The 22,407-nt window shown below is 38.9% G+C and carries 17 protein-coding genes; 9 read left to right on the forward strand and 8 right to left on the reverse strand.

What is annotated here, in order from left to right:
- The first annotated feature begins 167 nt into the window (after positions 1–167).
- The 3 genes from A9970_RS21655 to A9970_RS21665 all read left to right on the forward strand — a co-directional run bounded on the left by A9970_RS21655 (position 168) and on the right by A9970_RS21665 (position 3,923).
- The gene (locus A9970_RS21655) at positions 168–551 is read left to right on the forward strand and encodes a helix-turn-helix domain-containing protein (protein WP_182330896.1); all 384 of its coding nucleotides are present in this window, start codon (positions 168–170) and stop codon (positions 549–551) included.
- Positions 552–709: 158 nt separating this feature from the next.
- Positions 710–2,056 carry an acid phosphatase gene (acpA, locus tag A9970_RS21660; RefSeq protein WP_182983660.1) on the forward strand — a complete coding sequence of 449 codons (1,347 nt, stop codon included), beginning with the start codon at positions 710–712 and terminating at the stop codon, positions 2,054–2,056.
- A 34-nt stretch (positions 2,057–2,090) separates the two neighbouring features.
- A complete protein-coding gene (locus tag A9970_RS21665) occupies positions 2,091–3,923 on the forward strand; it encodes a cytochrome-c peroxidase (RefSeq protein ID WP_182983661.1) in 1,833 nt (610 codons plus the stop codon).
- Between the two features lie 51 nt (positions 3,924–3,974).
- Here the strand turns inward: A9970_RS21665 and A9970_RS21670 are convergent, their stop codons facing one another.
- The 3 genes from A9970_RS21670 to A9970_RS21680 all read right to left on the reverse strand — a co-directional run bounded on the left by A9970_RS21670 (position 3,975) and on the right by A9970_RS21680 (position 5,849).
- Positions 3,975–4,559, reverse strand: a complete 585-nt coding sequence (locus A9970_RS21670; protein WP_182983662.1) for a hypothetical protein — start codon at positions 4,557–4,559, stop codon at positions 3,975–3,977.
- 130 nt (positions 4,560–4,689) lie between these two features.
- The gene (locus A9970_RS21675; RefSeq protein ID WP_182983663.1) at positions 4,690–5,202 is read right to left on the reverse strand and encodes a GNAT family N-acetyltransferase; all 513 of its coding nucleotides are present in this window, start codon (positions 5,200–5,202) and stop codon (positions 4,690–4,692) included.
- 287 nt (positions 5,203–5,489) lie between these two features.
- Positions 5,490–5,849 (reverse strand): response regulator, encoded by a 360-nt coding sequence (locus A9970_RS21680; RefSeq protein WP_182983664.1) that lies wholly within the window; start codon positions 5,847–5,849, stop codon positions 5,490–5,492.
- A 211-nt stretch (positions 5,850–6,060) separates the two neighbouring features.
- On the opposite strand from A9970_RS21680, the gene A9970_RS21685 reads away from it, so the two are divergent.
- On the forward strand, positions 6,061–6,852 hold the full coding sequence (locus A9970_RS21685) for an NIPSNAP family protein (RefSeq protein ID WP_182983665.1): 792 nt from the start codon (positions 6,061–6,063) through the stop codon (positions 6,850–6,852).
- A gap of 13 nt (positions 6,853–6,865) precedes the next feature.
- Here A9970_RS21685 and A9970_RS21690 read toward each other — a convergent pair whose 3' ends face one another.
- The 4 genes from A9970_RS21690 to A9970_RS21705 all read right to left on the reverse strand — a co-directional run bounded on the left by A9970_RS21690 (position 6,866) and on the right by A9970_RS21705 (position 10,728).
- Positions 6,866–7,267: a hypothetical protein gene (locus A9970_RS21690; RefSeq protein ID WP_153845251.1), complete on the reverse strand. Its 402-nt coding sequence runs from the start codon at positions 7,265–7,267 to the stop codon at positions 6,866–6,868.
- 205 nt (positions 7,268–7,472) lie between these two features.
- Complete coding sequence (locus tag A9970_RS21695; RefSeq protein WP_182983666.1) at positions 7,473–8,327, reverse strand: AraC family transcriptional regulator; 855 nt, start codon at positions 8,325–8,327, stop codon at positions 7,473–7,475.
- Positions 8,328–8,466: 139 nt separating this feature from the next.
- Entirely contained in the window at positions 8,467–9,024 is a 558-nt protein-coding gene (locus tag A9970_RS21700) for a hypothetical protein (protein ID WP_182983667.1), read from the reverse strand.
- A gap of 165 nt (positions 9,025–9,189) precedes the next feature.
- Positions 9,190–10,728 (reverse strand): glycosyltransferase family 39 protein, encoded by a 1,539-nt coding sequence (locus tag A9970_RS21705; protein ID WP_182983668.1) that lies wholly within the window; start codon positions 10,726–10,728, stop codon positions 9,190–9,192.
- Positions 10,729–10,896: 168 nt separating this feature from the next.
- On the opposite strand from A9970_RS21705, the gene A9970_RS21710 reads away from it, so the two are divergent.
- From A9970_RS21710 to A9970_RS21720, 3 genes are all read left to right on the forward strand, one after another.
- Entirely contained in the window at positions 10,897–11,823 is a 927-nt protein-coding gene (locus A9970_RS21710; RefSeq protein ID WP_182983669.1) for a glyoxylate/hydroxypyruvate reductase A, read from the forward strand.
- Between the two features lie 152 nt (positions 11,824–11,975).
- The gene (locus A9970_RS21715; RefSeq protein WP_182983670.1) at positions 11,976–14,045 is read left to right on the forward strand and encodes a M48 family metallopeptidase; all 2,070 of its coding nucleotides are present in this window, start codon (positions 11,976–11,978) and stop codon (positions 14,043–14,045) included.
- 118 nt (positions 14,046–14,163) lie between these two features.
- The gene (locus A9970_RS21720) at positions 14,164–14,754 is read left to right on the forward strand and encodes a dihydrofolate reductase family protein (RefSeq protein WP_182983671.1); all 591 of its coding nucleotides are present in this window, start codon (positions 14,164–14,166) and stop codon (positions 14,752–14,754) included.
- Between the two features lie 51 nt (positions 14,755–14,805).
- On the opposite strand, the gene A9970_RS21725 is transcribed toward A9970_RS21720, so the two are convergent.
- Positions 14,806–15,303 (reverse strand): DinB family protein, encoded by a 498-nt coding sequence (locus A9970_RS21725; RefSeq protein WP_075993798.1) that lies wholly within the window; start codon positions 15,301–15,303, stop codon positions 14,806–14,808.
- Between the two features lie 368 nt (positions 15,304–15,671).
- Here A9970_RS21725 and A9970_RS21730 point away from each other — a divergent pair, with 368 nt between their 5' ends.
- Both A9970_RS21730 and A9970_RS21735 read left to right on the forward strand, forming a co-directional pair.
- Complete coding sequence (locus tag A9970_RS21730; protein ID WP_182983672.1) at positions 15,672–16,244, forward strand: hypothetical protein; 573 nt, start codon at positions 15,672–15,674, stop codon at positions 16,242–16,244.
- Between the two features lie 137 nt (positions 16,245–16,381).
- Entirely contained in the window at positions 16,382–22,381 is a 6,000-nt protein-coding gene (locus A9970_RS21735) for an alpha-2-macroglobulin family protein (RefSeq protein ID WP_182983673.1), read from the forward strand.
- Positions 22,382–22,407: the final 26 nt, after the last annotated feature.

The raw sequence follows: 22,407 nt of genomic DNA on the forward strand, positions 1-22,407 counted from the left end.
TACTTTCCAAAAAGATAGTGGTCTGTAACTTTATAAATGCTTATTTTTGTAAGAATAAAGAAATCATGTCAGCGGTCCAAGCTTTGCTTGTGTGTTCATTTATCGTTGATCGTATAGGGATAAGGAAGTCTGTGAGGGTGGACAATACATGAATAAAAAATAGTGAAATGAAAAAGGAAGCAACTTTAACGTCGTCAGGTGCATGCAAAACACGCGTGTTGGCCATTAACGATACCATGGAGATTTTGGCAGGAAAATGGAAATTTCATATTATAGGTACCTTATTGTTGGTCGAAAAATTGCGTTTTATGGAACTGCTGCGCGAAGTTGAGGGGATAGGTGCAAAGATGCTGTCTAAAGAACTGCAGGATTTAGAAATGAACCAGCTGATCAGGAGAACAGTATTAAATACCAAACCCCTGACGGTCGAGTATGAATTGACCGAGTGCGGAAAAACTTTGGGGCCAATCATCGATGAGATTACCAAGTGGGGTATAACCTACAGGAGTAAACTTTATACCAAGAATGAGGAAGTGGAAGCTACAACCTAGTATGTAAACACGCCTTTGTTTTTAGTGATAAGAGGGTGGATGCCTGTAAAGAACCTGATACGTTGGTCGCAAATCCCTTTGATTATAGGTTATGAAAACGATAATAATTGTAAGTTTGTTCTAGAAATTACAGTCTAACCTACTAAAAAGAAGACAGGATGCGGTTACAACACTTACTTTATTTGTCTCTTGGAGTTTTGAGTATCAGCAGTTGCGGAGTTACCAAAAACGCCCGACACCAAGAGATTTCCTTTGATGAAGGGATCAAAAAAATTAACCATGTGGTTGTTATTTATATGGAAAACCATAGTTTTGACAATCTTTATGGCGAATTCAAGGGAGCCAATGGCATAGCGAATGTCAAGAAGGGGGATTTTTTACAGGTAGACGAGAATGGTAAAGCCTATCAATACCTCCCCGAAATTCCACGTAACAATTCCTTTCCAACCAATCTACCCAATCAATTTTTTAATATAGACCAGTATGTACCTTCGGATAAGGCGACGCCCGATGTTACACACCGTTTTTATCATAATCAATTGCAGATCAATGGTGGAAAAATGGATAAATTTGCACTCTATAACGATTCCAAAGGTTTAGCGATGGGCTATTACAATACAGAGAAGCTACCTTTGTATCCGTTTGCCAAAGCGTATACATTGTGTGATAATTTCTTTCAGAGTGTATTTGGCGGATCCTATTTAAATCATATTTATATGATTTCGGCAGCTATTCCTGTTTGGCCTGATGCACCAAGCTCAATGGTTGCTAAACTCGATGCAAATGGAAAGATGATTAAAGATGGTGTAGTTACGCCAGACGGTTATGCGATCAATCATGTGCTTTCTCGCAACAAACCTTATCCCGCGAAATCTGATACTTCCAAATTATTACCTTCTCAGACTATGCCGACCATTGGCGATCGCCTGACAGAGAAAAATGTAAGTTGGGCTTGGTATTCAGAAGGCTGGGATGACGCTGTTGCCGAACGTAAAAATAATTTTGCCTACAATCATGAGCCTTTTTTATATTTCGCTAATTATGAAGCTGGTAAGGAAGGGCGAAAACACATGAAGGATCAAAACGATTTTATTAAAGCCGCAAAAGAAGGAACGCTTCCTAGTGTCTCTTTTGTTAAACCGGGTGGAGGCAATGATGAGCATCCTGGAAGTTCGGCGGTCTATTCATCAGAACAACTTGCTGTTAATTTGATCAATGCTGTATTGGAGGGACCGAATGCAAAAGATGCGTTGGTGATTTTGACTTACGATGAATTTGGTGGTTTTTTTGACCACGTTAACCCACCCGTCGTTGACCGATGGGGACCAGGGAGCCGTATCCCGGCAATTGTCATTGGACCATTTGCTAAGCGTGGTGTAGTTGATCATACGCCGTATGAAACAGTGAGCATTCTTTCATTTATAGAAAAACGCTGGGGAATAGAGCCTCTTGCTGAAAGAGATAGAAAAGCAAATCCCTTTAGAAATGCGCTCGTTTTCAAATAGACGGTTTTTATATCGAGAGATAGGAAATTGAACTATGTGTAAAAAGGTTGTCGTGTTTATCTTATTGGTTGCAATAGTATTTACCCTTGGATTTACTACAGGGCAGCCTGTTTATACAAAACAAAAAGAGGGCAATGCCCGTGAGCATCTGATTCAGAAAGAAGTACTGGGTCAGATGCTTTCTTTTAGGACATATATCAAGGATACACTGAATGCCGAAGTACAGAAAGGTTTAGTGGATACTTTACGGCTCAGAAGAGCCTTTTTGAAGACGAGGCTACTTTTTAAAAAGTTTGAATGGGCGTCCGAATATTTTACTGCAGATCTATCCAGAAGATTAAATGGTCCTCCGGTGGAGGAAGTTGAAAATGCAGATTTGTTGGATCCCTCTTTGGCCAGGGGAGTGGAGCCTATTGGATTGCAGGTGATTGAAGAGCTTATCTATCCCACTTACGATAATAGCAATAGGCAAAAGCTAATTCGTGAAATCGAACATTTGATAACCAATACGGATTATTTGATTTCCTATTTTGAAGATCATCAATTGGAAGACTGGCGTATTTTAGATGCAACAAAATTGGAGGTGTTTCGGATTATTTCCTTAGGAATTACTGGTTTTGATAATGCGCTTTCTCGAAATAGTATGATCGAGTCCTCCATTGCGTTAGGCAGTCTACAGCAAATTCTTTTGCAATATGAAGGTAGAAAAGAAACGCTAGCTTTGATACTTATAGGGGCGATCAAATATTTGCAACAACACGCGGAATTTGAATCGTTCGATAGGGCGCAATTCATTACCCAATTTGCCAACAACATCAGTACGGAGATAGCACAGTTGGAGCGTAATCTTCCAGGCCCTAAAATAAGATACAATCGGATGCTTCGGCAAGACGTCAATACGATGTTTGATCTGAATGCATTTAATGTAGATGCCTTTAGCCCGGGGCCGAAATTTCACTTCAGTAATGAAAAGGCCGTATTGGGCGAGAAATTATTTTATGATGTTGCTTTGTCAGGGACACATACGAGAAGTTGCGCTTCATGCCATCATCCGGACCTCGCATTTACGGATGGGTTGAACTTGCAAGTGGACATTCATGATTCGGGACGTTTGCTCAAACGTAATACGCCTACCTTGCTCAATGCGGCCTTACAGTCCAACTACTTCTATGATATGCGTTCGTTGACGCTGGAAGATCAGATACACGATGTCATTGGTAATAAGCAGGAAATGGACGGCTCGGTAACTGATATCGTTCAATACGTTTCTTCGGATAAAATCTATCGATCATTATTTAATAAAGCATTCAATACAGCAGATGGCCCGATCTCAGCTGAGCAGGTAAGCAATGCACTTGCTTCTTATATTCGTGGCCTGACCAAAATCAATAGCCGATTTGATGATTATATGCGTGGGGATAAGAATGCATTGTCCAAACCGGAAGTGGATGGGTTTAATTTATTTATGGGCAAGGGAAAATGTGCGACCTGTCATTTCCTGCCTTTATTCAACGGTGTTACACCGCCCAAATTTATTCAGAGCGAAGTCGAAGTCCTGGGGGTGCCAAAATCCCTGAAAGATTCTGTGCTGGATTCAGATTTAGGGTACTATGATATCATTGGTGTTGATTCTTATAAATATGCCTTTAAAATACCTTCTGTCCGGAATGTAAAGAAAACTGCTCCCTATATGCACAATGGGATCTATCAGACCTTGGATGAGGTCATGGAATTTTATAATAATGGGGGTGGGGCAGGATTGGGTATCAAATTATCCAATCAGACATTGTCAGATGAAAATTTGCATCTGACCGAAAAGGAAATGAAAGATATTATTGCGTTTATGGAAAGTCTCGAAAGCCAATAAAATGGCTGGTGGGGTATATCTTTTAGAATCCTATCGATTGTTTTTGCTGGGCTAAGGAGTTTTATTGAGCCTAAATGAGGGGGCATCAAATTGCTTGAGCTCTTGCAGTAACGGTAAGGGATTAATTCTTATCGTAGTTTTTCTTTCTTGTAGATTCTCTTCGGACCCTAGCGCTTTTACCTGTTCAGTTTTTATTCCAGTTAATAAGTTGAATTGGGTTTCAGTCGTTGTGTTTTTGCCATCCCAGGTTCCTTTTTCTAGGTAGATCAATTCAAAATTTCCATTTCTGCAACGAAATGTATAGTTGGCATGCCCATCTGTGATATCGGCTAATATATGAAGCTGACCATTTTCGATAGCGAAGTTGGGCAGCGGAAAATGGGGTTCGATCATCGTCGTTGAGGATAAGGCCAACTGTAGCTTTCCGTTGGGCTTGGACAGAAATACTTGGGTTTTAATTGGTGTTGCAGTATTTGAAGTGTCCATGGCAAGAACAATTTTATCCGGATAACCATCATGATTTATATCGCCTTCTAGTTCTTGAATTTTTGCTGTAAAACTGTCTTTTGTTGCCTTTTGCTGGCCATATAAGGCTAAACTAGTTAAAAAGAATATGCTCAAGATTAGTTTTTTCATCTGGTATAAACACAGCATTAAATGAAACATAAATCGATTCAATATACGCATTCAAGATGGAAAAGCTATTATTTTACCCTATCTTGATTTCTCGGGATTGATTAACAGTCAAGTTAGTTCGCTTTACTGATTATAGGAGTAGACTATAATACATGGAGTAACCAGTTGTTCCGTCGAGCCATTGTACAAGTTCTTTATGGCTATAGTGAAAACCGGCTTTTCGGATAGCGGCTTTTGAAATCATATTTATTTCACGATGGCTTATAGTCAGTCTTCTTAATTGATTCGCGGTGGCCCACACCATTCTTATTTTATACAAAAGACTCGATAGACCTAATTTCCTATACTGTGGTTGTATGAAAGACTGACCAAAGTAGGCTTCTTCTTTATTCAGCAACAGCATGCTGGTTATCCCAATCATTTTTTCACTTTCGAAAAGACCAAAAACAATGCGTGGATATCTTATGCGTTCTGCCCAATCCATATCAGATAGTTCTATTTCAGGAGGAGTGCTAAGTCGAAAAAGTGTGGGTTCGGTTTGAATTGACTCGATACGCATCGCTTTATAAAGTGGGGACTCGCTCTCTGTCAGCTGACGTATATGGAATGAACCTGATTGAAATGTTAAAACGGACTCTGACATAGCGTAGTTAATGCTGTCTTAATGATTATTTCTAATACTATAATGCGAAAGTATGTATTATTATTTATACTTCAAATGTGGTATTGCATTCATCCCAAATTGCTGATTCCCGATGATTATGCCGCGACAACTATAACGATATATGCCTGCAATTGGGTAAGCCACAATTGTATTAAAGTAGCACATGATCCTATTCGTTTCAATGTGGCCTTATGCGCAAGTAGGGGGGCAAAATATAAGTTTCGCGAGTAGCATTTCCGTAATGGTGCTGAAATATAAGAATAGAACTACAGTAGTTCAGCTATTCTATTTTCTAAATCTTCTAGATCAAAAGGCTTAGCGAGATAGCTGTCTGCTCCGGCTTGCTTGGCTAGCGTTTCGATATCGGTATTAGCGGATAGATAGATTACAGGGATGTTGCGATATAAGGGATGATTTTTGAGCAATCGTGTGGCTTCTACACCGCCTATTTTGGGTATCCAATTGTCCATCAAAATTAAATCAGGATGTACCTCTTCTACTTTCTCGATAATATCATGGGAAGTTTCAGAGACGGCCATATTATAGCCATTTGTTTCGAGGATTATTGTGCATATTTCAAGGACATGTTTATCATCGTCCAACATCAATATTGTTTTCTTTGGCATGTTGTAGTTTTAAAAAAAGGTGGAGCTAAATTAAATAAAAAGCCTTAGCAGGAGCATGGGTAAAATACCGATTCTAGTAAGTAGAAATCCGCATTTTTAGACTTAATCAAAGATAATGTTATAGCATCACAACAATCGGCCGGAGTTTGAACTTTCAAAATTAGTATTATCTTTATGGTATAATCAATAACCAATTTTCATCTTATTGCTCATGAAAAAGAATACTTTTAGCCTTTATCGTCATTTCATCTTAATTTTATTGCTTTTAGCTGCGGGAAACTATGTTTTTGCGTTTAAGAAAGTAAAACAGGACTATTTTCAGTTGAAAGTGTATCATTATGAAACTGATGAACAGGAGAAAGCTATTGATCAATATCTTGAAACGGCCTATTTACCTACAGTACATCAATTGGGATTTGGAAAAGTCGGTGTCTTTAAGCCAGTTGAAAATGTTGCTGGTAAAGAAAGACTGATATATGTTTTTGTTAGCGCTTCTGATCTGGATCAATTGGTTGATTTGGAGTTGCGCCTGGCTAAAGATCAAAGATTCCAGGAGCTAGGTAAGATTTATCTGGAAGCAAATTACAACAAGCCCCCTTTTACAAGGGTGGAGACGATATTGATGAAAGCGTTTGCCGCGATGCCTAAAGCAAAGCTACCTAAATTGTCTGCTGAGAAAAATAAGCGGATTTACGAATTACGGAGCTATGAGGCTGCGACGGAGAAACTGTCAATGAATAAGATAGACATGTTCAACAATGGTGAAATCGATATTTTTAATAAGCTAAATTTTAATGCTGTTTTCTATGGACAAGTAATTGCCGGTAGTACGATGCCCAACCTGATGTATTTGACGGCATTCGAAAGTATAGAAGACAGGAATACACATTGGAAAGATTTTGGACCTTTATACAAACCAATGCAGGATTTACCTCAATACCAGAATAACGTATCTAAAAGTATAAAGGTGTTATTGTTTCCTACCGCATATTCCGATATTTAGAATTCGATTTAATTTATTTTTTTCTAACAAATAAATTAAATCTTTTGCACCAGTCAAAGAAGCTGGACAAAGCCTGTGTATCTAATTTTTCAAAATTGTAAATCTTATGGGGATAGGGCAGTGCATTGGTATAGATACCTGTATTTGCTAAAACAAGCATAGGGCCATCGCTGTCAATTTTGTCGAAATATTTGCTGATGATTTTATAATGTGTATTAAAAAGTGATTCTACAGCTTCATCGTTCGGGACGAGAGAGATTGTATAGTCGTAATCTGCATGTTGCATCTTTTGGCAATTGCAGATGATATTTTTTCCAAGGGAAACCTCATTTCCGCTGTCCCAAAGAAAATTGGCGACCTCAAAAAATAAATCGTTTTTTACTTGCCCGGCAGGCTCGGCGATGAAATATCTCATTAGTTTTCTCTTTTAATTGCTTTACCTTTTAGAATTCAGTTGATTACAGTGAGTTTAATCCCAACGGAGATCAGTAATTCGTCAAAAAGGATTTTGTGCCTTTTTATAATGAAGAACCAATGATCGGGAGCTCGCCGTATTTTATATTACAAAGAAATATTAATCCAGTGGGGTTTAAAAGAGATAAAAGGTGGTAAGTATTGGACTATTCGATGTTTTTGTTTCGGAATGTAAGGGCCGTCATGCCTGTTACTTTTGAAAATAAGCGCGAAAAATAAGGATAATCATCGTAGCCAAGTGCGGCAGCAACCTCCTTAACGGATTTACTTGAATGGTATAGCAGCCGTTTTGCTTCCAATACGATACGTTGTTGAATATGATAGGTAACGGGCTTTCCAGTTGCTTTTTTTATGCATTCATTGAGATAAGCTGTTGATATTTTCAATTTCTCGGCATATATTTTTGGCTGTTTATTGATGATAAAATCTTTATCCAACAATGCATTGAACTGTTTTGTAATATGCTCTGCTCTGGACTGTGCATCACTTTTTTTTGATTGTACTAAATACTGTGAAATAATTAGGGCAGCTATCGTATTACAGCTGTCTTTCATTAACGCAGGATACAGTTTTTCGTGTTTTCTTTCGTTGAGCTTGAGACAGATATCTACCGTTTCCGATAAAATAGTGCATGTTTCTCGATCAATGTTGATCGGAGCGATCGTGTCGATATCTTTTAATGCATTTATGTAATCCGAATTTAGGTTTTCTACACTGATCATCAGGACACTAAACGTACTGTAATCCATTGCTATTCCACGGTGTACCTGATAGGGCTGGATGATCATGACGGAAGAGGGACCTAATCTGTGCTGTTGAAAATCTATTTCAAATATTCCATTTCCCTCTTCGAGTATAAAAAATAGGTAGAAATCATCGCGATGTGCTTGACTTATTTGGTCAAGCTCTAAATTTCTAACAGCATTCTTTTTTATCAATATTCCTAAATTAAAATCATTCGGAAATGAATTTAGTGGTATAGTGTTACTTTTTTGCTGCATTTTTCTTAATGATCGATATGTACTGGATGATCCAACAACTGAATGTCTCAAAAAGGATAGCCCTTGTTAAGTGATCATTGTTGTCAAAAAGCTTCCTGTGTTTCAACGCTGGTTAGTTGATTGGAAAGCACGGTCAAATTTAAACATTTGTCAAGATAGTGAGTATGTTTTTCCTATATTCGGGGTCTTTTTCCCGGAGTTCCAGGATCTTGTTTTTTAAATCCACATTGACATACCATTCGGCGTAAAGGTTCTTTTCATTTGCATCGTCGAAGAAAACTTTAGCTTTAATATAATCTTCATCAAAATGCTCTGGTCGTCCGCTGACAATAAATGCGGTGGAACCGACGCTATCTTGCATGTTACCTAGCGTACCATCTATTTGAAATAGGCTATGTAAGGCCTTGGTAAAATTGTCGCTTATTTTACCTATCGAATAGAAGTTAACTCCTTCACGGTAAAATCTTTTTTTATCAACTTCTGTGTCTACAATTCCCAATTTCATATCGGGTCGAAAGGCGATTGCTAGGCCTACTGTCTCTCTACCCCAAAGCCCCTTTGCCTGAACGATATGATGTTCGTCGTCGTCCTTCCAATATTTTGTTACTGTCAATCGTAAATCCACAAAATCATCGTCTTCACTAACATCAATTTGCTTCAGATTACCCTGTCCCTTCAAAAAATTCAAAAATCGCATAAATATCTTATTAATATGGTATTAAGCCCCAGTAGTCGCTACGGTGCTGGCGCTATTACGGCGAGCATGACTAGGTGGGAAGCTTTGGCTAAGTATATTAAAGATAATAAATTTTTTATATAAAAAAAGCGCTCAGTTAACCTTAAAGGCTTAAAAGTCGCTAATTTATAAAGGAAGATTCTTTTCCTTTTTTTCTGATTCTACTTCATTTGAAACCCGTTCATTGATATTAATTTTAGCGTTGATAAAAGAGAAGATCATTGTTCCATGTTCCCGGGCATAGCTATTTGTGATGGAGTCTGCTACCATTGACTGTGTAAAGAATGGACCGGTTGTTTTTAGTTCAGTTTCACGCTCCCAACGGTTCTTGACACGGATCAAATTGCGGTATTTTTTACTCAGATCAAACCAATTGATATAATCGGCATTGAATGAAACAGCTCTAATTCCCAGTTTGGAGTAGTAATTTATAGCACCTGCCTGTCCATAATTGTCGCAAAGAACGAGTGTATTTTGACGGTCAGGAATCTGACGATAAACACTGTCCACTTTGCGAGCAAGCTCCTTCCAACCTAGCATATCCGCGAAGTCTTGTGGAAGAGGGTGTTCTTCACCGTCTTCCCAGGTTAACATGCCATATTTCCTGTATTTTTCCGGATGGTCTACAAAGTACGCTGGATTGCGGTTGGGAAAAGCAATGTCGTAGATGGGAAGAAACAGGATGACTGTTAAAGTGATCAAGATAGGCTTTAGAATTTTACCAGTATTGTTTTCCAGCAGTGAGGAAATATAGATTGCACCGAAAGCAAAATAGATTGGATAAATGCCAATAGCATAATAATCCTTGGCTCTTAGCAATAAGAAAACACCAATGGTACTAAAAAATGACCAGAAGAATAGGCGATAAGGTTTAAATGCGGGATATTTCAATAGGGCATATAAACTGAAAATTAGAACGGGAAAGGTTCCGAAGAAGAACAAAAATTGAGAGCGGACAAAGCTCCACCGATTGACGTGGACGAGCTGCGTGGCCTGAAGCTCTTTAAAATGAGAGAATACTGGAAAATTATTTTGATACTGCCATATTAAATTCGGTAAGATGATAAGTATAGCGATGAGTAAACTACCATATAATTTTCGTTCCGTAAACACTTTCCGTTCGGGCACGAGTGCAAGAGCTGGAACTAAACCTAGAATAAGAAATACGACGTTATATTTATTCAAAAAACCGATAGCAAATACAACAGCAATATAAATTAGCCACTTCGATTGTTGGCTGTTCAAATATCGTATAATGAGGTAGTATATGGAAGTCCAGCACAATACATCCAAAGAATTTGGCTGATATAATCCATTCAGACGAAAGAGAACGGAAAACATGATGCAGCAACTGCCAAATACAAGTGCAAAAAGGTTTCCTTTCAACGCTTCTATAGTTTTCCAGACAATTAGAATTGTTAAGGCTCCGTACAATGCGGGGAAAAATTTGATCCAGAATTCGGAATTTCCGGTTATTTTGATCAGATAGGAGGTCCAGGAGGTCAGAGGGGGAACCGAGAGGTAGCCCCATGCCAAGTGATTCGCTTGATCGAGATGTAGAAATTCGTCACGTTGTAATTCGTAGATCGGACTAATCAACTGATATTGAATGATGAATTTTAACAGGATGAGACCGATTAGGATAAGTCGATGTTTAAGTGCCATCTAATGTTTGATTATGGTTGTCTTCTGCCAATTTACGATTAAAATAAATTCAAATTAAGTTATTTTAATAATCATCTATTGCTGCGGATCTATGGGGATCGGTGATTTCTGTGAAGAAATCAAATGCTGGCCCATTCTAAAATGTTATTTTCGTATAAAAAAGAGATTATGAGCATAGCTTTGCTACTGAATACTGCTAGGGCAGAAGAATGGAAGGTCGAGATCACTAAACATTTACCTGATGTTAAGGTGGAGATATATCCCGAAATAGAAAATTATGATGCGGTAGAATTTGCACTTTGTTGGAAGCCTGATGCTAATTACTATACTCATTTTCCTAATTTAAAAGTTATTCAGTCGGGAGGAGCGGGGATAGATCATTTATTCCCAAATAAGATTCCTTCAACGCTCCATATCTGTAGGATAATAGATCCAATGCTGAAAAGCGATATGTTTGAGCATATTTTGACCTGTTTGATGCATGCAATGAAGAACTTTTCGATGTATGCTACAGCAAAGGAACAACAGCATTGGCAACCATTAGTATATAAATCCATTGGTGAAACCAGTGTCACAATTTTAGGCTTAGGTGAGATTGGAGGCTATGTTGCCGAGAGGCTGGTTCAGTTGGGGTTTCTAGTAAAAGGATGGTCCAATTCCCCTAAAGCGCTTCCAGGGGTAGTTTCTTTCTCGGGACAGGAAGGACTTAGGGCGGCTGTGGAAAATAGTGATTTTGTTGTCAATATTTTACCCCTGACCGATGCTACAAGAGGAATTCTGGATCGTAACCTTTTTAAATTGTGTACGAATGGAACTGTCCTCATAAACGTTGGTAGAGGTGATCATCTCGTTGAAAATGAGCTGCTGGCGGCTATTGATAAGGGGCAGATTGCCCAAGCTTACCTCGATGTCTTTCACCTGGAACCGCTGCCAAAAGATCATCCATTTTGGTCCTGTTCTTCTATTTTTATAACACCGCATGTCGCAAGTCGAACCAATATCAGTTCGTCGGTTTTACAGGTAGTAGACAATTATAAACGAATGATTCGGGGGGAGGCTTTACTGAATGAAGTTTCTTTGGAAAAAGGTTATTAATGATAATATCCCCTTTAAGGGGCTAATAATAATGTACTCTGATGTGTAAATTGGGTATGTTTTTTTGTTTTTGATTTTTTGTAAACTTATAGGCAAATGGATTTTATTTTTTAGATTTATATAGTCAATTATCCTTGCTTTATTAACGGTTTATGAACGTACAAGTATCTACAAACTTTAGAAAACACGCGCGTAAAACAATTTTATCTATTGTTGTTTTTGCGGTTACTTATGTTATTCTGCTACTCTTGGCAATAGGTATTACTGTTGGTTTTACTTTATTTGGACTATTGATGTTCACTGCCAAGCCCATGTTTTTAACCGCAGTATTATGTTTGGGCTTACTCGCTACAGGTCTGACTATACTATTCTTTTTATTAAAATTTGTTTTTGCGTCAACAAAAGTTGATACGGGGCATCTTACACAGATATATGAGAGCGACGAGCCACAGTTATTCGCACTTATTCATGAGGTGGTAAAGGAAGTTGACACAAGCTTTCCAAAGAAAGTTTTTCTATCGCATGATGTCAATGCATCTGTATTCTATGACTCTAGTTTTTGGAGCATGTTTTTACCCATTAAGAAAAATCTTCAGATTGGTGTGGGGATGGTGAATGCAGTTACTCAACAGGAACTAAAGGCTATTCTTGCACACGAGTTTGGCCACTTCTCACAAAAAAGCATGAAAGTGGGTAGCTATGTTTACCATGTTAATCAGATTATCTACAATATGCTGTATAAGAATGAATCGCTGGATAATATGTTTGGTAAATGGGGTAACATCAGTGGGTACTCTGCTATTTTTATTGGTATATCGATGTTTATTATTCAACAGATTCAGCATATTTTGAAGCATCTTTATGAATATGTAAATCTCAATTATTTGGCGTTATCAAGAGAGATGGAATTTCATGCGGATGAAATTGCGGCACATGTTGCTGGTTCCCAGGCTTTGGCTGACTCGCTCTTACGTTTGGGGTTTGCAAACCATGCACTAAATAATGTACTTACTTTCTATGATAACAAATTTTCTGAAAATATCCGTAGTCGTAATATTTATCCAGAGCATCGTTGTGTCATGCTCTTGTTTGCGGAACGCAATAGATATCAAGTGCGAAATGGCTTTCCCCAGATCGAATTGGCGACTTTAAAAAAATATGATAAATCGAAGTTAAATCTTGAAGATCAATGGTCGTCTCATCCATCGGATGAAGATCGGGTAAAAGCATTACAGAAACTTAATATTGTCAAGCAAGAAGCCAACAACGCACCTGCTATTGAATTACTAGCTAATCGTGCTGCCGTAGCAAACCAAATTTCGGATAAGTTGTTTGCGCAGGTACAGTATCAACAGCCCCCATCACTGTTAGAAATAACGTCTTTCAGTGATGATTTTGAAAGTCGAATGAACAAGTATGCTGTTGATCAAAGATTCAATGATTTCTATGACTACAATCATCCTGTGCGAAAAGGTGAAACTCCAATTTTTCAGGGACAGTCAAAGCCGACTTTTGATGAGTTATTTGCCGATAGTAGAGTTGATACACTGTATGAACTTAATAGTCTAAAAAATGACAAATATGTCGTTGAAGCAATCAGCAAAGGAGAATTAAAATTAAAGTCCTTTGACTATGACGGTATAAAATATCGAGCTGCAGACGCCATCGAATTACTAAAAAAAATTGAAGACACTATTGCAGCTACGGAGCATAAAATTACCGACTACAACCAGCAGATCCATTATTATTTTGCACACTTGGCTGATACGCAGGGGATGTGTGAAGAGTTTGAACGAAGATATTATGATTTTGCTTTTTTCGACAAGAATTATGAGGAGGCACAAGAACTTTATGCTCACATGACGGAGAATACCAGGTTTATATTTCAGACTTTGCCCTTCGCTGATATTGAGGCAAGGTTGCAAGACGTCAAACGTAGGGAAGGAGAATTAAAAAAGAAACTGGCAACGCTTTTGGCACTTCCCGGAAGCAAGGATGAATTGGATGATACGTTGCTTACTTCATTGGACACGTATATCAACAGGGATTTAATATATTTTAATGTAGATCATTATAACGAGGATAATCTTCAAATCCTTTTTAATGCGATATCGGCCTATAAAAAGTTATTGGATGACCAGCATTTCGCGAAGAAAAAGCACTATTTGAATTTTATGCTTACCCTTGAGGAAGGTAAAGGACAGAAAAAAGAACTGTCGTAAATGCCCTTGTATATTGACGGTTTGTCCCCGCTGTACGTCGATTGAAATGGTTTATTTTTGATAGACAGTAACCCAGTTTTGAATTGGATTTGTTTTATTAAATATTAAACTTTTTGTTATGCGGAAATTAATAATGAAAATGTCTATTTCTATCGATGGATTTGTTGCAGGAATCAATGGAGAGACTGACTGGATGTTTAAAAGTGGCGACGATCATTCTAGCGCATGGGTTTTAAATATTTGTGAATCTGCCGGCGTTCATCTAATGGGTCGAAAGACCTTTGAAGTAATGGCTTCCTATTGGCCTGCTTCAACAAATCCTTTTGCGGCAGCAATGAATGAAATCCCTAAAGCTGTCTTTACAAAAAAGGGCTATCATCCCAAAACAGAAGATTTTGCTCACAATGCTAAGCTTCCTGCGAATTCCTCTTGGATGAATGCCCGGGTTTTTGATGCAGGTCTCATTGAAGGAATTAAAGAATTAAAAGCGGAGTCAGGGAAGCCACTATTGGCTCATGGAGGAGCTGAATTTATGCGAAGTTTAATTGAAACCGGATTAATTGATGAATATCATCTGATCACACATCCAATTGCATTGGGTACTGGGCTGCCTATATTCGACGGTCTTTCTAGATTTCTCGATCTAAAGCTCGTGAATGTGCAAGTTTTTCCAGGTGGTGTTGTCGCACATACATATTGTCCAGCGTAGAATGAAAATACGACATATAGATGTCGTATTTTCATTCCAGCAGCGAGCTTTTTAGAAATTCTGTGAATCGGCAGAGGGGCCATAACTTGCTGGAAGGGGAATATCATTGAGTCTATAATAAACACCTAATTGTGCCCTGTGGTGTGTAATCTGGTTTAATGAGTGACGAATAGCACCGTATTTGCTCCAGCTTGCCAGTTCATGGCCATCATTTTTAATGGTCCAGCTTGGAATTAAGTCTTCCTCCTTAGCTGTTTCTAAAGCATTTTTTCCGGCTTCGTAATCTTCGTCCAATTTTTTTAAGAGATCATCCCGGGTCAATAGACTTGTTGGCACATAAGCACTTTTGGCAAAGTCAAGTTCTGAAGTCTTTAAAATGGTACTAGGCCATTCGAACACTTCGACTAAGTGGGTTGCCAGACGCATCATTTTCATGCTTTTTTCATGTGGGACATATTCATTCTTGCCTTCAGGGAAAAGTGCAATGAAGTTTTTTGTAATTTGATACTCATTCGCTAATTCTTCTTTTAATTGTGGTAATGTTTCCATGTTTTTTTACTGTAATAATTTAAAATTCGATTAGTTATCCTACTAATAGCCTTTGCTCTGGAATTGTTTTTTCGTTTAGTATTTGTTTTCCTGCTAAGGTTAAACAAATATATAACCACTATGTGACAGCTATGTGTCAGTATGAATTGGATGAACCATCATTTATGATAAAAATAAAATAGTGGCAGCTCCTGTTATTTCATGTTGTTGAAAACTAGGGCTGCGAAGGCTCGAATATTTGTTTTTATAACGTTTATTTAAGCAAGCGCAGCAAATAATAAAGCAGGTCAAGCGAATTGTAAAAAGGGTGAAAATGAGCATATAGACTAAGTATATTTGATTGGTAATTAATTAAATAAAATAGAACTATGGGAAATAAGAAAGCAATATTCACTTTTGTAGGCCTGGTATTGGCTGCAGCAATTGGTATAGGTATATGGGCTTACCGTCTTTTGGGAAATATGGAGGCGGATCAGGAAAAAACAGAACAATTATCTTCCCGAATTTTAGCTGGTTTTGGCGATCATACTACTATTTATAAATATCCAGTACAATTGTCCGCAGTAGACTGGGGGAAGAGCTGTCTAATTCTTGAAAATGGCGGTGCCGGTGATTTGGGAATAACTTATAAGGAAAAATGGAACGAGGCATTGGGAACAGTAGATAATTATCCCGGTGATGCTGTCAAAGGCATTGTTATGATAGCGATGGACATGCAGGAAAAAGGAGAGTACGTCAATAAGATCGGTCAAAAAGATAAAGCTTATCAGCGCAATTATATTATTAGCTATGTAGATCTCGACAAGAAGGTAGTCATCGCCCGCGATACCCTATATGGTGAGGAGCCGCCTTTGGTCAATCGTTCCTCCGGTTCGGGAGCTGGTGACTTTCCCTCGGACACTGAAGTTATAGATTCAATCAAAGTTAGGTTGAAATTGTAATTTTTTTTTCTCCGTTTATGGAATTTCGATATTCTTCGCATCCCTGCACGAAAGTTGAAGTGCTGGATGGAAGAATCTAGTACTTGGCTTTAGGTAAATTTATCTATTTTTAAAAGAATTTAGCCAGTATCTTAAACATGAAATGGAAATCAATTGTTGTATGCTTTTTAGCTGTTCTGTATTCTGCTGTTCTTTGTGGGCAATCGAACTTATTCAATAGTCCGCGTGGATCTTCTGACTATTATATTTATAAACTGAGCCCAGAAGTTTTAAAAAAAATTCACTTGGGAGAAAAGAAATTCGATGAAGCTATGCTCAGCGATTTTTTTCTTAAGTATAAGGCCGGAAGTCCACAGCCGACTTTACCCCCTGGTAATTATGTTCAGGTCCGCGCCAGTGGAGCTGATCTCATTTATCAGGAATTGATTAGTGATAACCTATATGTCAAGATTGTTCCGGCAGAAATTTTTGCGATTTGTCTATACGATTCTCTGGGAACGATTATAAAAGATGCGCAAGTAAAAGTGAAGGGACGTCGCATGTTATTCGATAAGAAGTTTCATTATTATAAAGCTGCCAATGCAAATAGTGACGATATCGTCACTATTGAACATAAGGGTGTCTATCATTACCTGAGTGTAGAACGGAGTTGGCCTTACAAAGAAAAGGTTCCATTATGGAGAGGAATCAAAAATAGCTGGCTTAGAACAAAGTTTAAGATTAAGAGGTTCTTTCATAAACAAGAAACTGAACAGACAGAAAGCTTTATGGTTTTTAACAAGCCAATGTATAAGCCAAATGAACAGGTTAAATTTAAAGCTTATCTTGAGGAAGAAAAATGGAAACCTTACCGTGATTCTATTACCGTACGTCTGACAGGTGGATATGGATATGCCAAAGATACCATTTTGGCCCGACTTGCTCCCTATCGTCCGGGAATGTACAACTTTGCATTTGATTTGAAGGGGCTTGGCCTTATCCTTGATAAAAATTATGGGATCTCTTTGGAATCTACAAAAGCCAAAGTCGTCTTGCATCAACAGCGTTTCCGATATGAAGACTATGAGTTGAAAAGCCTAAGCTTTAATATGACGTCCGAAAAGACGAAATATGCTAAAGGAGACAGTGTGCGACTGAAACTAAAAGCTTTAAATGAAAATGAAATGCCCATATATGATGGGAAAGTAGATGTGCGTGTTGTGACAAGTCCACTTTATACGCTTGATATAAAGTCCAATAAGGTCAATTTTATTCCAGATACATTATGGCAAACGAGCATTTCGCTCGCAGATGTGGCGGAAAAGGAAATTGTATTACCCGATTCAATCTTTCCGGCTGACATAGGTCTTACATTTCGGGTTATTGGCACCTACCTAAGTTCGGATAATGAAAGAATTGAGCGAAGTCTCGACCTTAATATACTCAACAGCGAAAAGGAAATTCGTATTGCTGTAAAAGACGGGCATGCGGAGCTGAAGTATTTCGAAAAAGGTGTTGCGATGCCAGCAACTGCTCAGCTAATGATATTAGGTGAACATCGTGAAGTGCTGAAGACTGAAAATTTGAGTTTACCTAATTTGGTTTCTATACCTTGGCAGGCCGAAGAAATTGTTGTCAAGTCGAATGGATTCAGTAAAAACGTTTATCTGGAGGATCAGGAGCAGGCACAACTGAATTATCGGTTTTATCGAACTACGGATTCGGTGATACTGCATGTCAATAATCCTGCTATGATTCCATTTTGGTATCGTGTCTATCGTGCTGGTCGTACGATTGCTTCGGGTTATAATACTGAATTAAACGGTACATTTTTAGCTCGGGGAAAAGACGGGTATAGCATGGAAATCACCTATCTTTTTGGAGGAAAATCAAAAGTTATCCAGGAAGAATTACCCTATGTGGAGAAAAATTTAAATTTGGCAGTCAACACGGCGACGACAGTTTATCCGGGGCAGAAGGCTGACGTAGAACTTTCGGTTACGGATAAGAATGGTAAACCGTTGAAGGATGTTGATATTACGGCCTATGGTTTTACCTCAAAATTTAGGTCTGCAACCACTCCAAATATTACTATGGGTGGTCTGATGCGAAGGGCAAGAGTCTCACAAAATCTTAATTTTAGTTTGGATGATGATGAGAAGGTTCATCAGGGAGCTCTTCAAAATTGGGCAAAATGGTCTAAAGACATGCAGTTGGATACGATGGCTTTTTATCGGTTTCTATATCCCAAAGATTATTATCAGGAGTCTCTTCCTCTGGATGCGGTCAAGAGCCAAATTTCCCCTTATGTTGTTGTAAATGGTGCGGTGCAGGGGATACATTTAGTCTGGATAGACGACGTTCTGACTTATGCTAAACAAGACCAACAAAATAACAATACTATTTTTGAAGTTTCTCCGGGGCAGCATGATTTTAGATTTAGAACCAAGGATCGCGACATTCGTGTAAGTGGCTTTTATCTTGAAAAGGGGAAAAAGGTCATTGTTTCCTTTAATGCCTCACAGGATACGATTGGTTTTAACTACCCCGACAAAGCATTTAGCAAAGGCCAGATTTTGGTTTACCGAATACCTAAAGAAGAACGTGGTAAGCTCTACACTAACGAATTGACTGAATTGAAGCGCCAGTTGATTACAGTAACCAACAATTTTGGAGCCTGGCAATTACCCAATAATAATGCATTGATTGAGATGCCTGCATATATCCAGACAGCAGGAGATCTCTACTACCTCAATCCCGTAAGAAAAACTGTTTACGATAACCGGTTGCGGACACAGGTTCCCGTACCTCTGATGGTGGGACCATTTCCAAGGACAGAAATGTATAATGGTGTGCCCAAAATAGGCACCCTCATGGTTGACACAGCAAAAATTGGACGTTTTGAAATTGAGGGAGGCTATCAATACAGTATCTATAAAAATTACCAAAAGCAAAAAAGCTGGGATGGCAATCCTTTGCGGATTGATCTGTATGATTTTACGCCAAATTTAGATTTTCAGGAGAGGGTATGGACCTTGGAGGATATCAAGGCAAACGTAGAACGTACTTTCCAAGAGACGATGCAAAATAGCACGGGACCTGCGCAATTTGCTACGGTGAAGAAAGGAAAAAAAGACGCTATTTTTAAATTGAATTTAACTCTGGGCAATGATGCTGCACAAAAAGGCATTCGACCTGCATTGATCTTTATTGAACCGACGAATGTAGAGGAGAGAATGTACTTTCGACTGTTTTACGGTGGACATCGCAGTTTTGGCGATCTTCCGGTCGGCGATGTTACTTTGCATATTGTAAAGGATGATTCAACTTCTTTTAGTTTGCCAATCAAACTCAAAGCCAATGGGATGAATTATCTCAGACTGGATTCTATTCAATGGAGCAATGCATCTCAAGCGGCGAGATTGGCTTACAAACTTGTACGCGATGAAATTATTGTACGTACCGTGGAAAATCCATTGCAGGATTCTATAAGAAATGGGCAAGAGACTGATCCGCGGCTCTTAAAAATAGACCGGGAAGATTTTAGAGCGAAAAGAAAGAATAATAAGGTCGCCAGGATCTTAGTTTATGATGGTGATACGCCATTAATTGGGGCTAAAGTGAGTGTTTCGGATACCAAAAATCGATATTTCACAAGCTTTGACGGAAGTGTGGAACTTGAGCTTTCCGATGACAAAAATACGGTACTTGAGATTGTTGCTTTAGGGTACAATACAGCTACAGTCAAAGTCTCCAGTGGCAAAGATTATTTCGTGGAGTTAAAGCCAAGCGAAAATCAATTGGATGAAGTGGTTGTTGTGGGGTATGGCGTCCAAAAAAGACAATCATTGACTGCGGCAGTGAAATCGATCAATGCTAGGAAGGATGGGGTGACTACGGTTATGTTACAGGGTGCCGTAGCAGGGATTCGTATTCGTGGCGCTGCTAGTCCGGCCCCCAATGAAAAACCATTGATTTTAGTAGACGGAGTCCCCTTTGAAGGTGATATTTCAAGTCTTGATCCATCGACTATCGCGTCATTGAATGTGATTAAAGATCAATCTATGCTTGGATTGTACGGTGCTCGGGCCGCCAACGGCGTGGTGATGGTTCAGATGAAAGCTGGAGCTTCTGCGGCATCGACAGGTGCTGTGGATATGCCTTATTTGGAATCTGGAAATACAATGCGTGTGAACTTCCGCGATGATGCATTCTGGCAGCCAAAGCTAACTACCGATGCTCAGGGAAAAGCTAATTTTGAAGCGACCTATCCGGATGATATTACCAATTGGCGAACATTCTTTATTGCTAAAGGAAGTAGAAATTTCGCCGACATAAAAGAGCTAAATATCAAATCTTTTAAAGCTGTTTCGGCACATTTAGCGACTCCCCGGTTTGCCATCAGGGGTGATCAGTTTTCTGCCATGGGACGGGTTGTCAATTATCTTAGCGACAGCTTACAGCTCTTGCGTACAATCAATAATGGACTAACAACGCAGGAGGCAAAGTTGAAAATTGCGAAGTCTTATCGGGATCCTATATCGGTTATTGCCGATAAGGGGGACAGCATCCAACTTGCTTATTCGATCGGATTGTCAAATGGATATTTTGATGGTGAAAAACGTAGCATTCCGATTTTTGAAAAGGGGCTTGAACAACATGAAGGAGATTTTAAAGTGCTCAACAGTACCGCAGAGTATTTGCTAAAAACTTCTCCTGCGCTAGGCGAAATCACCTTGCATGCCGAAGCAAATTCGCTGGAATTCTTACAACGGGAAATCGAATCGATCGATCGTTACAAATTTCTATGCAATGAACAGATGGCTTCCAAATTGAGCGCGTTACTTTCTAAAAAAGAGCTTACAAAATTGATCGGAAAGCCCTTTACAGAGGATAAGAAAATAAAGGATCTCCTGAAAGAGTTACAGAAAAACAAAAATTCCAGTCAGGGCTGGGGCTGGTGGAACAAAAGTGAAACTGTGACCTGGATCAGCAACTATGTGATCGGGGTACTGTTGGATGCCCGAGAAGCAGGATACCAGGTTGAGATCGATACGGAGATCTATGCAGAACGTGAAAAGACCATGTTGAAAAGCAGCTTGGCTTCGCTGGATCTTCTATTGGATAAAGATAAGCTCCACGGGGCCAAAGAGAATTTGTTTGGCTCCCTGATATATCTGCTCCGGCTAGATCCGAAAACCGATTACAAAGATTATTTCTTCGAAATTGATACAAAACTGAAAAGTAAAACCATTAAGGATAAACTGCTGAAATATCTATTGATCTCAAAACTGGGTCTTAAAGATTCACATGCTGCAGATACCGTTCTTAAATACTCCTCAAAGGCTGTCTTAGGGGGGCTTTATTGGACTTCTGGAACTACAACAGATCAGAAAGGTAGATTTTTTATGCGACCTACGGAAACCAATACCGAGAATACACTGTTGGCTTACGGTGTCTTAAAATCAATTGGTGGTCATGATTCGGATTTAGAAAATATCCGTAATTACTTTTTCGCGCAGCGGCAGCAAAACCAATGGTATAATATCTACGAATCTTCCCGTATTATACGAAGTATTCTTCCTGATTTACTGAAAGAGGGTGAGTCTTTCCAGGCCCCGGTAATGGTCATCAATGGCAAACGCGTCACTACATTTCCGTATACGCAAAGCTTTAAGTCGGATGAACAGATTAAAGTGAGGAAAGAAGGGACGGGGCCGACTTTTGTGACAGCCTATCAAAATTTTTGGAATCCAAATCCTGTCATAGAAAAAGAAAAGGGGCTTGCTGTGGCAACGCGATTTAAGGACAATGGTGCTACGGTAGCGGCGCTCAAGGAAGGGAAGCCTGTAAAACTTGAAGCAAGGGTAACATTAACTGGTGAAGCTGAGTATGTGCAGATTGAAGTTCCGATACCGGCGGGATGTTCTTATGAAACCAAAACCAATGGATACTATAGAATCGAGGCACACCGGGAGCATTTCAAAGATCGTGTTGTCATTTTCTGCAATAAATTAGGTAAAGGTACGCATACCTTTGAGATCGAACTTTTACCTCGTTATACCGGGACTTATACCGTCAACCCCGCGAAGGCTGAATTAATGTATTTTCCGACATACTATGGAAACGAGAAAATGAAAGAAATCGTGGTGGAGTAAATATACTTTTACAAAAAAGGGACTTA

Source organism: Sphingobacterium sp. UME9, from assembly GCF_014170215.1.
Taxonomy (GTDB): domain Bacteria; phylum Bacteroidota; class Bacteroidia; order Sphingobacteriales; family Sphingobacteriaceae; genus Sphingobacterium; species Sphingobacterium paramultivorum.

Excerpts from the sequence above, each read along its gene's own strand:
- acpA (WP_182983660.1), top strand. The coding sequence starts at position 710 with ATGCGGTTACAACACTTACTTTATTTGTCTCTTGGAGTTTTGAGTATC.
- A9970_RS21675 (WP_182983663.1), bottom strand. The coding sequence starts at position 5,202 with ATGTCAGAGTCCGTTTTAACATTTCAATCAGGTTCATTCCATATACGT.
- A9970_RS21690 (WP_153845251.1), bottom strand. The coding sequence starts at position 7,267 with ATGAGATATTTCATCGCCGAGCCTGCCGGGCAAGTAAAAAACGATTTA.
- A9970_RS21655 (WP_182330896.1), top strand. The coding sequence starts at position 168 with ATGAAAAAGGAAGCAACTTTAACGTCGTCAGGTGCATGCAAAACACGC.
- A9970_RS21685 (WP_182983665.1), top strand. The coding sequence starts at position 6,061 with ATGAAAAAGAATACTTTTAGCCTTTATCGTCATTTCATCTTAATTTTA.
- A9970_RS21715 (WP_182983670.1), top strand. The coding sequence starts at position 11,976 with ATGAACGTACAAGTATCTACAAACTTTAGAAAACACGCGCGTAAAACA.
- A9970_RS21680 (WP_182983664.1), bottom strand. The coding sequence starts at position 5,849 with ATGCCAAAGAAAACAATATTGATGTTGGACGATGATAAACATGTCCTT.
- A9970_RS21665 (WP_182983661.1), top strand. The coding sequence starts at position 2,091 with ATGTGTAAAAAGGTTGTCGTGTTTATCTTATTGGTTGCAATAGTATTT.
- A9970_RS21730 (WP_182983672.1), top strand. The coding sequence starts at position 15,672 with ATGGGAAATAAGAAAGCAATATTCACTTTTGTAGGCCTGGTATTGGCT.
- A9970_RS21725 (WP_075993798.1), bottom strand. The coding sequence starts at position 15,303 with ATGGAAACATTACCACAATTAAAAGAAGAATTAGCGAATGAGTATCAA.
- A9970_RS21720 (WP_182983671.1), top strand. The coding sequence starts at position 14,164 with ATGCGGAAATTAATAATGAAAATGTCTATTTCTATCGATGGATTTGTT.
- A9970_RS21695 (WP_182983666.1), bottom strand. The coding sequence starts at position 8,327 with ATGCAGCAAAAAAGTAACACTATACCACTAAATTCATTTCCGAATGAT.
- A9970_RS21670 (WP_182983662.1), bottom strand. The coding sequence starts at position 4,559 with ATGAAAAAACTAATCTTGAGCATATTCTTTTTAACTAGTTTAGCCTTA.
- A9970_RS21700 (WP_182983667.1), bottom strand. The coding sequence starts at position 9,024 with ATGCGATTTTTGAATTTTTTGAAGGGACAGGGTAATCTGAAGCAAATT.
- A9970_RS21710 (WP_182983669.1), top strand. The coding sequence starts at position 10,897 with ATGAGCATAGCTTTGCTACTGAATACTGCTAGGGCAGAAGAATGGAAG.
- A9970_RS21705 (WP_182983668.1), bottom strand. The coding sequence starts at position 10,728 with ATGGCACTTAAACATCGACTTATCCTAATCGGTCTCATCCTGTTAAAA.
- A9970_RS21735 (WP_182983673.1), top strand. The coding sequence starts at position 16,382 with ATGAAATGGAAATCAATTGTTGTATGCTTTTTAGCTGTTCTGTATTCT.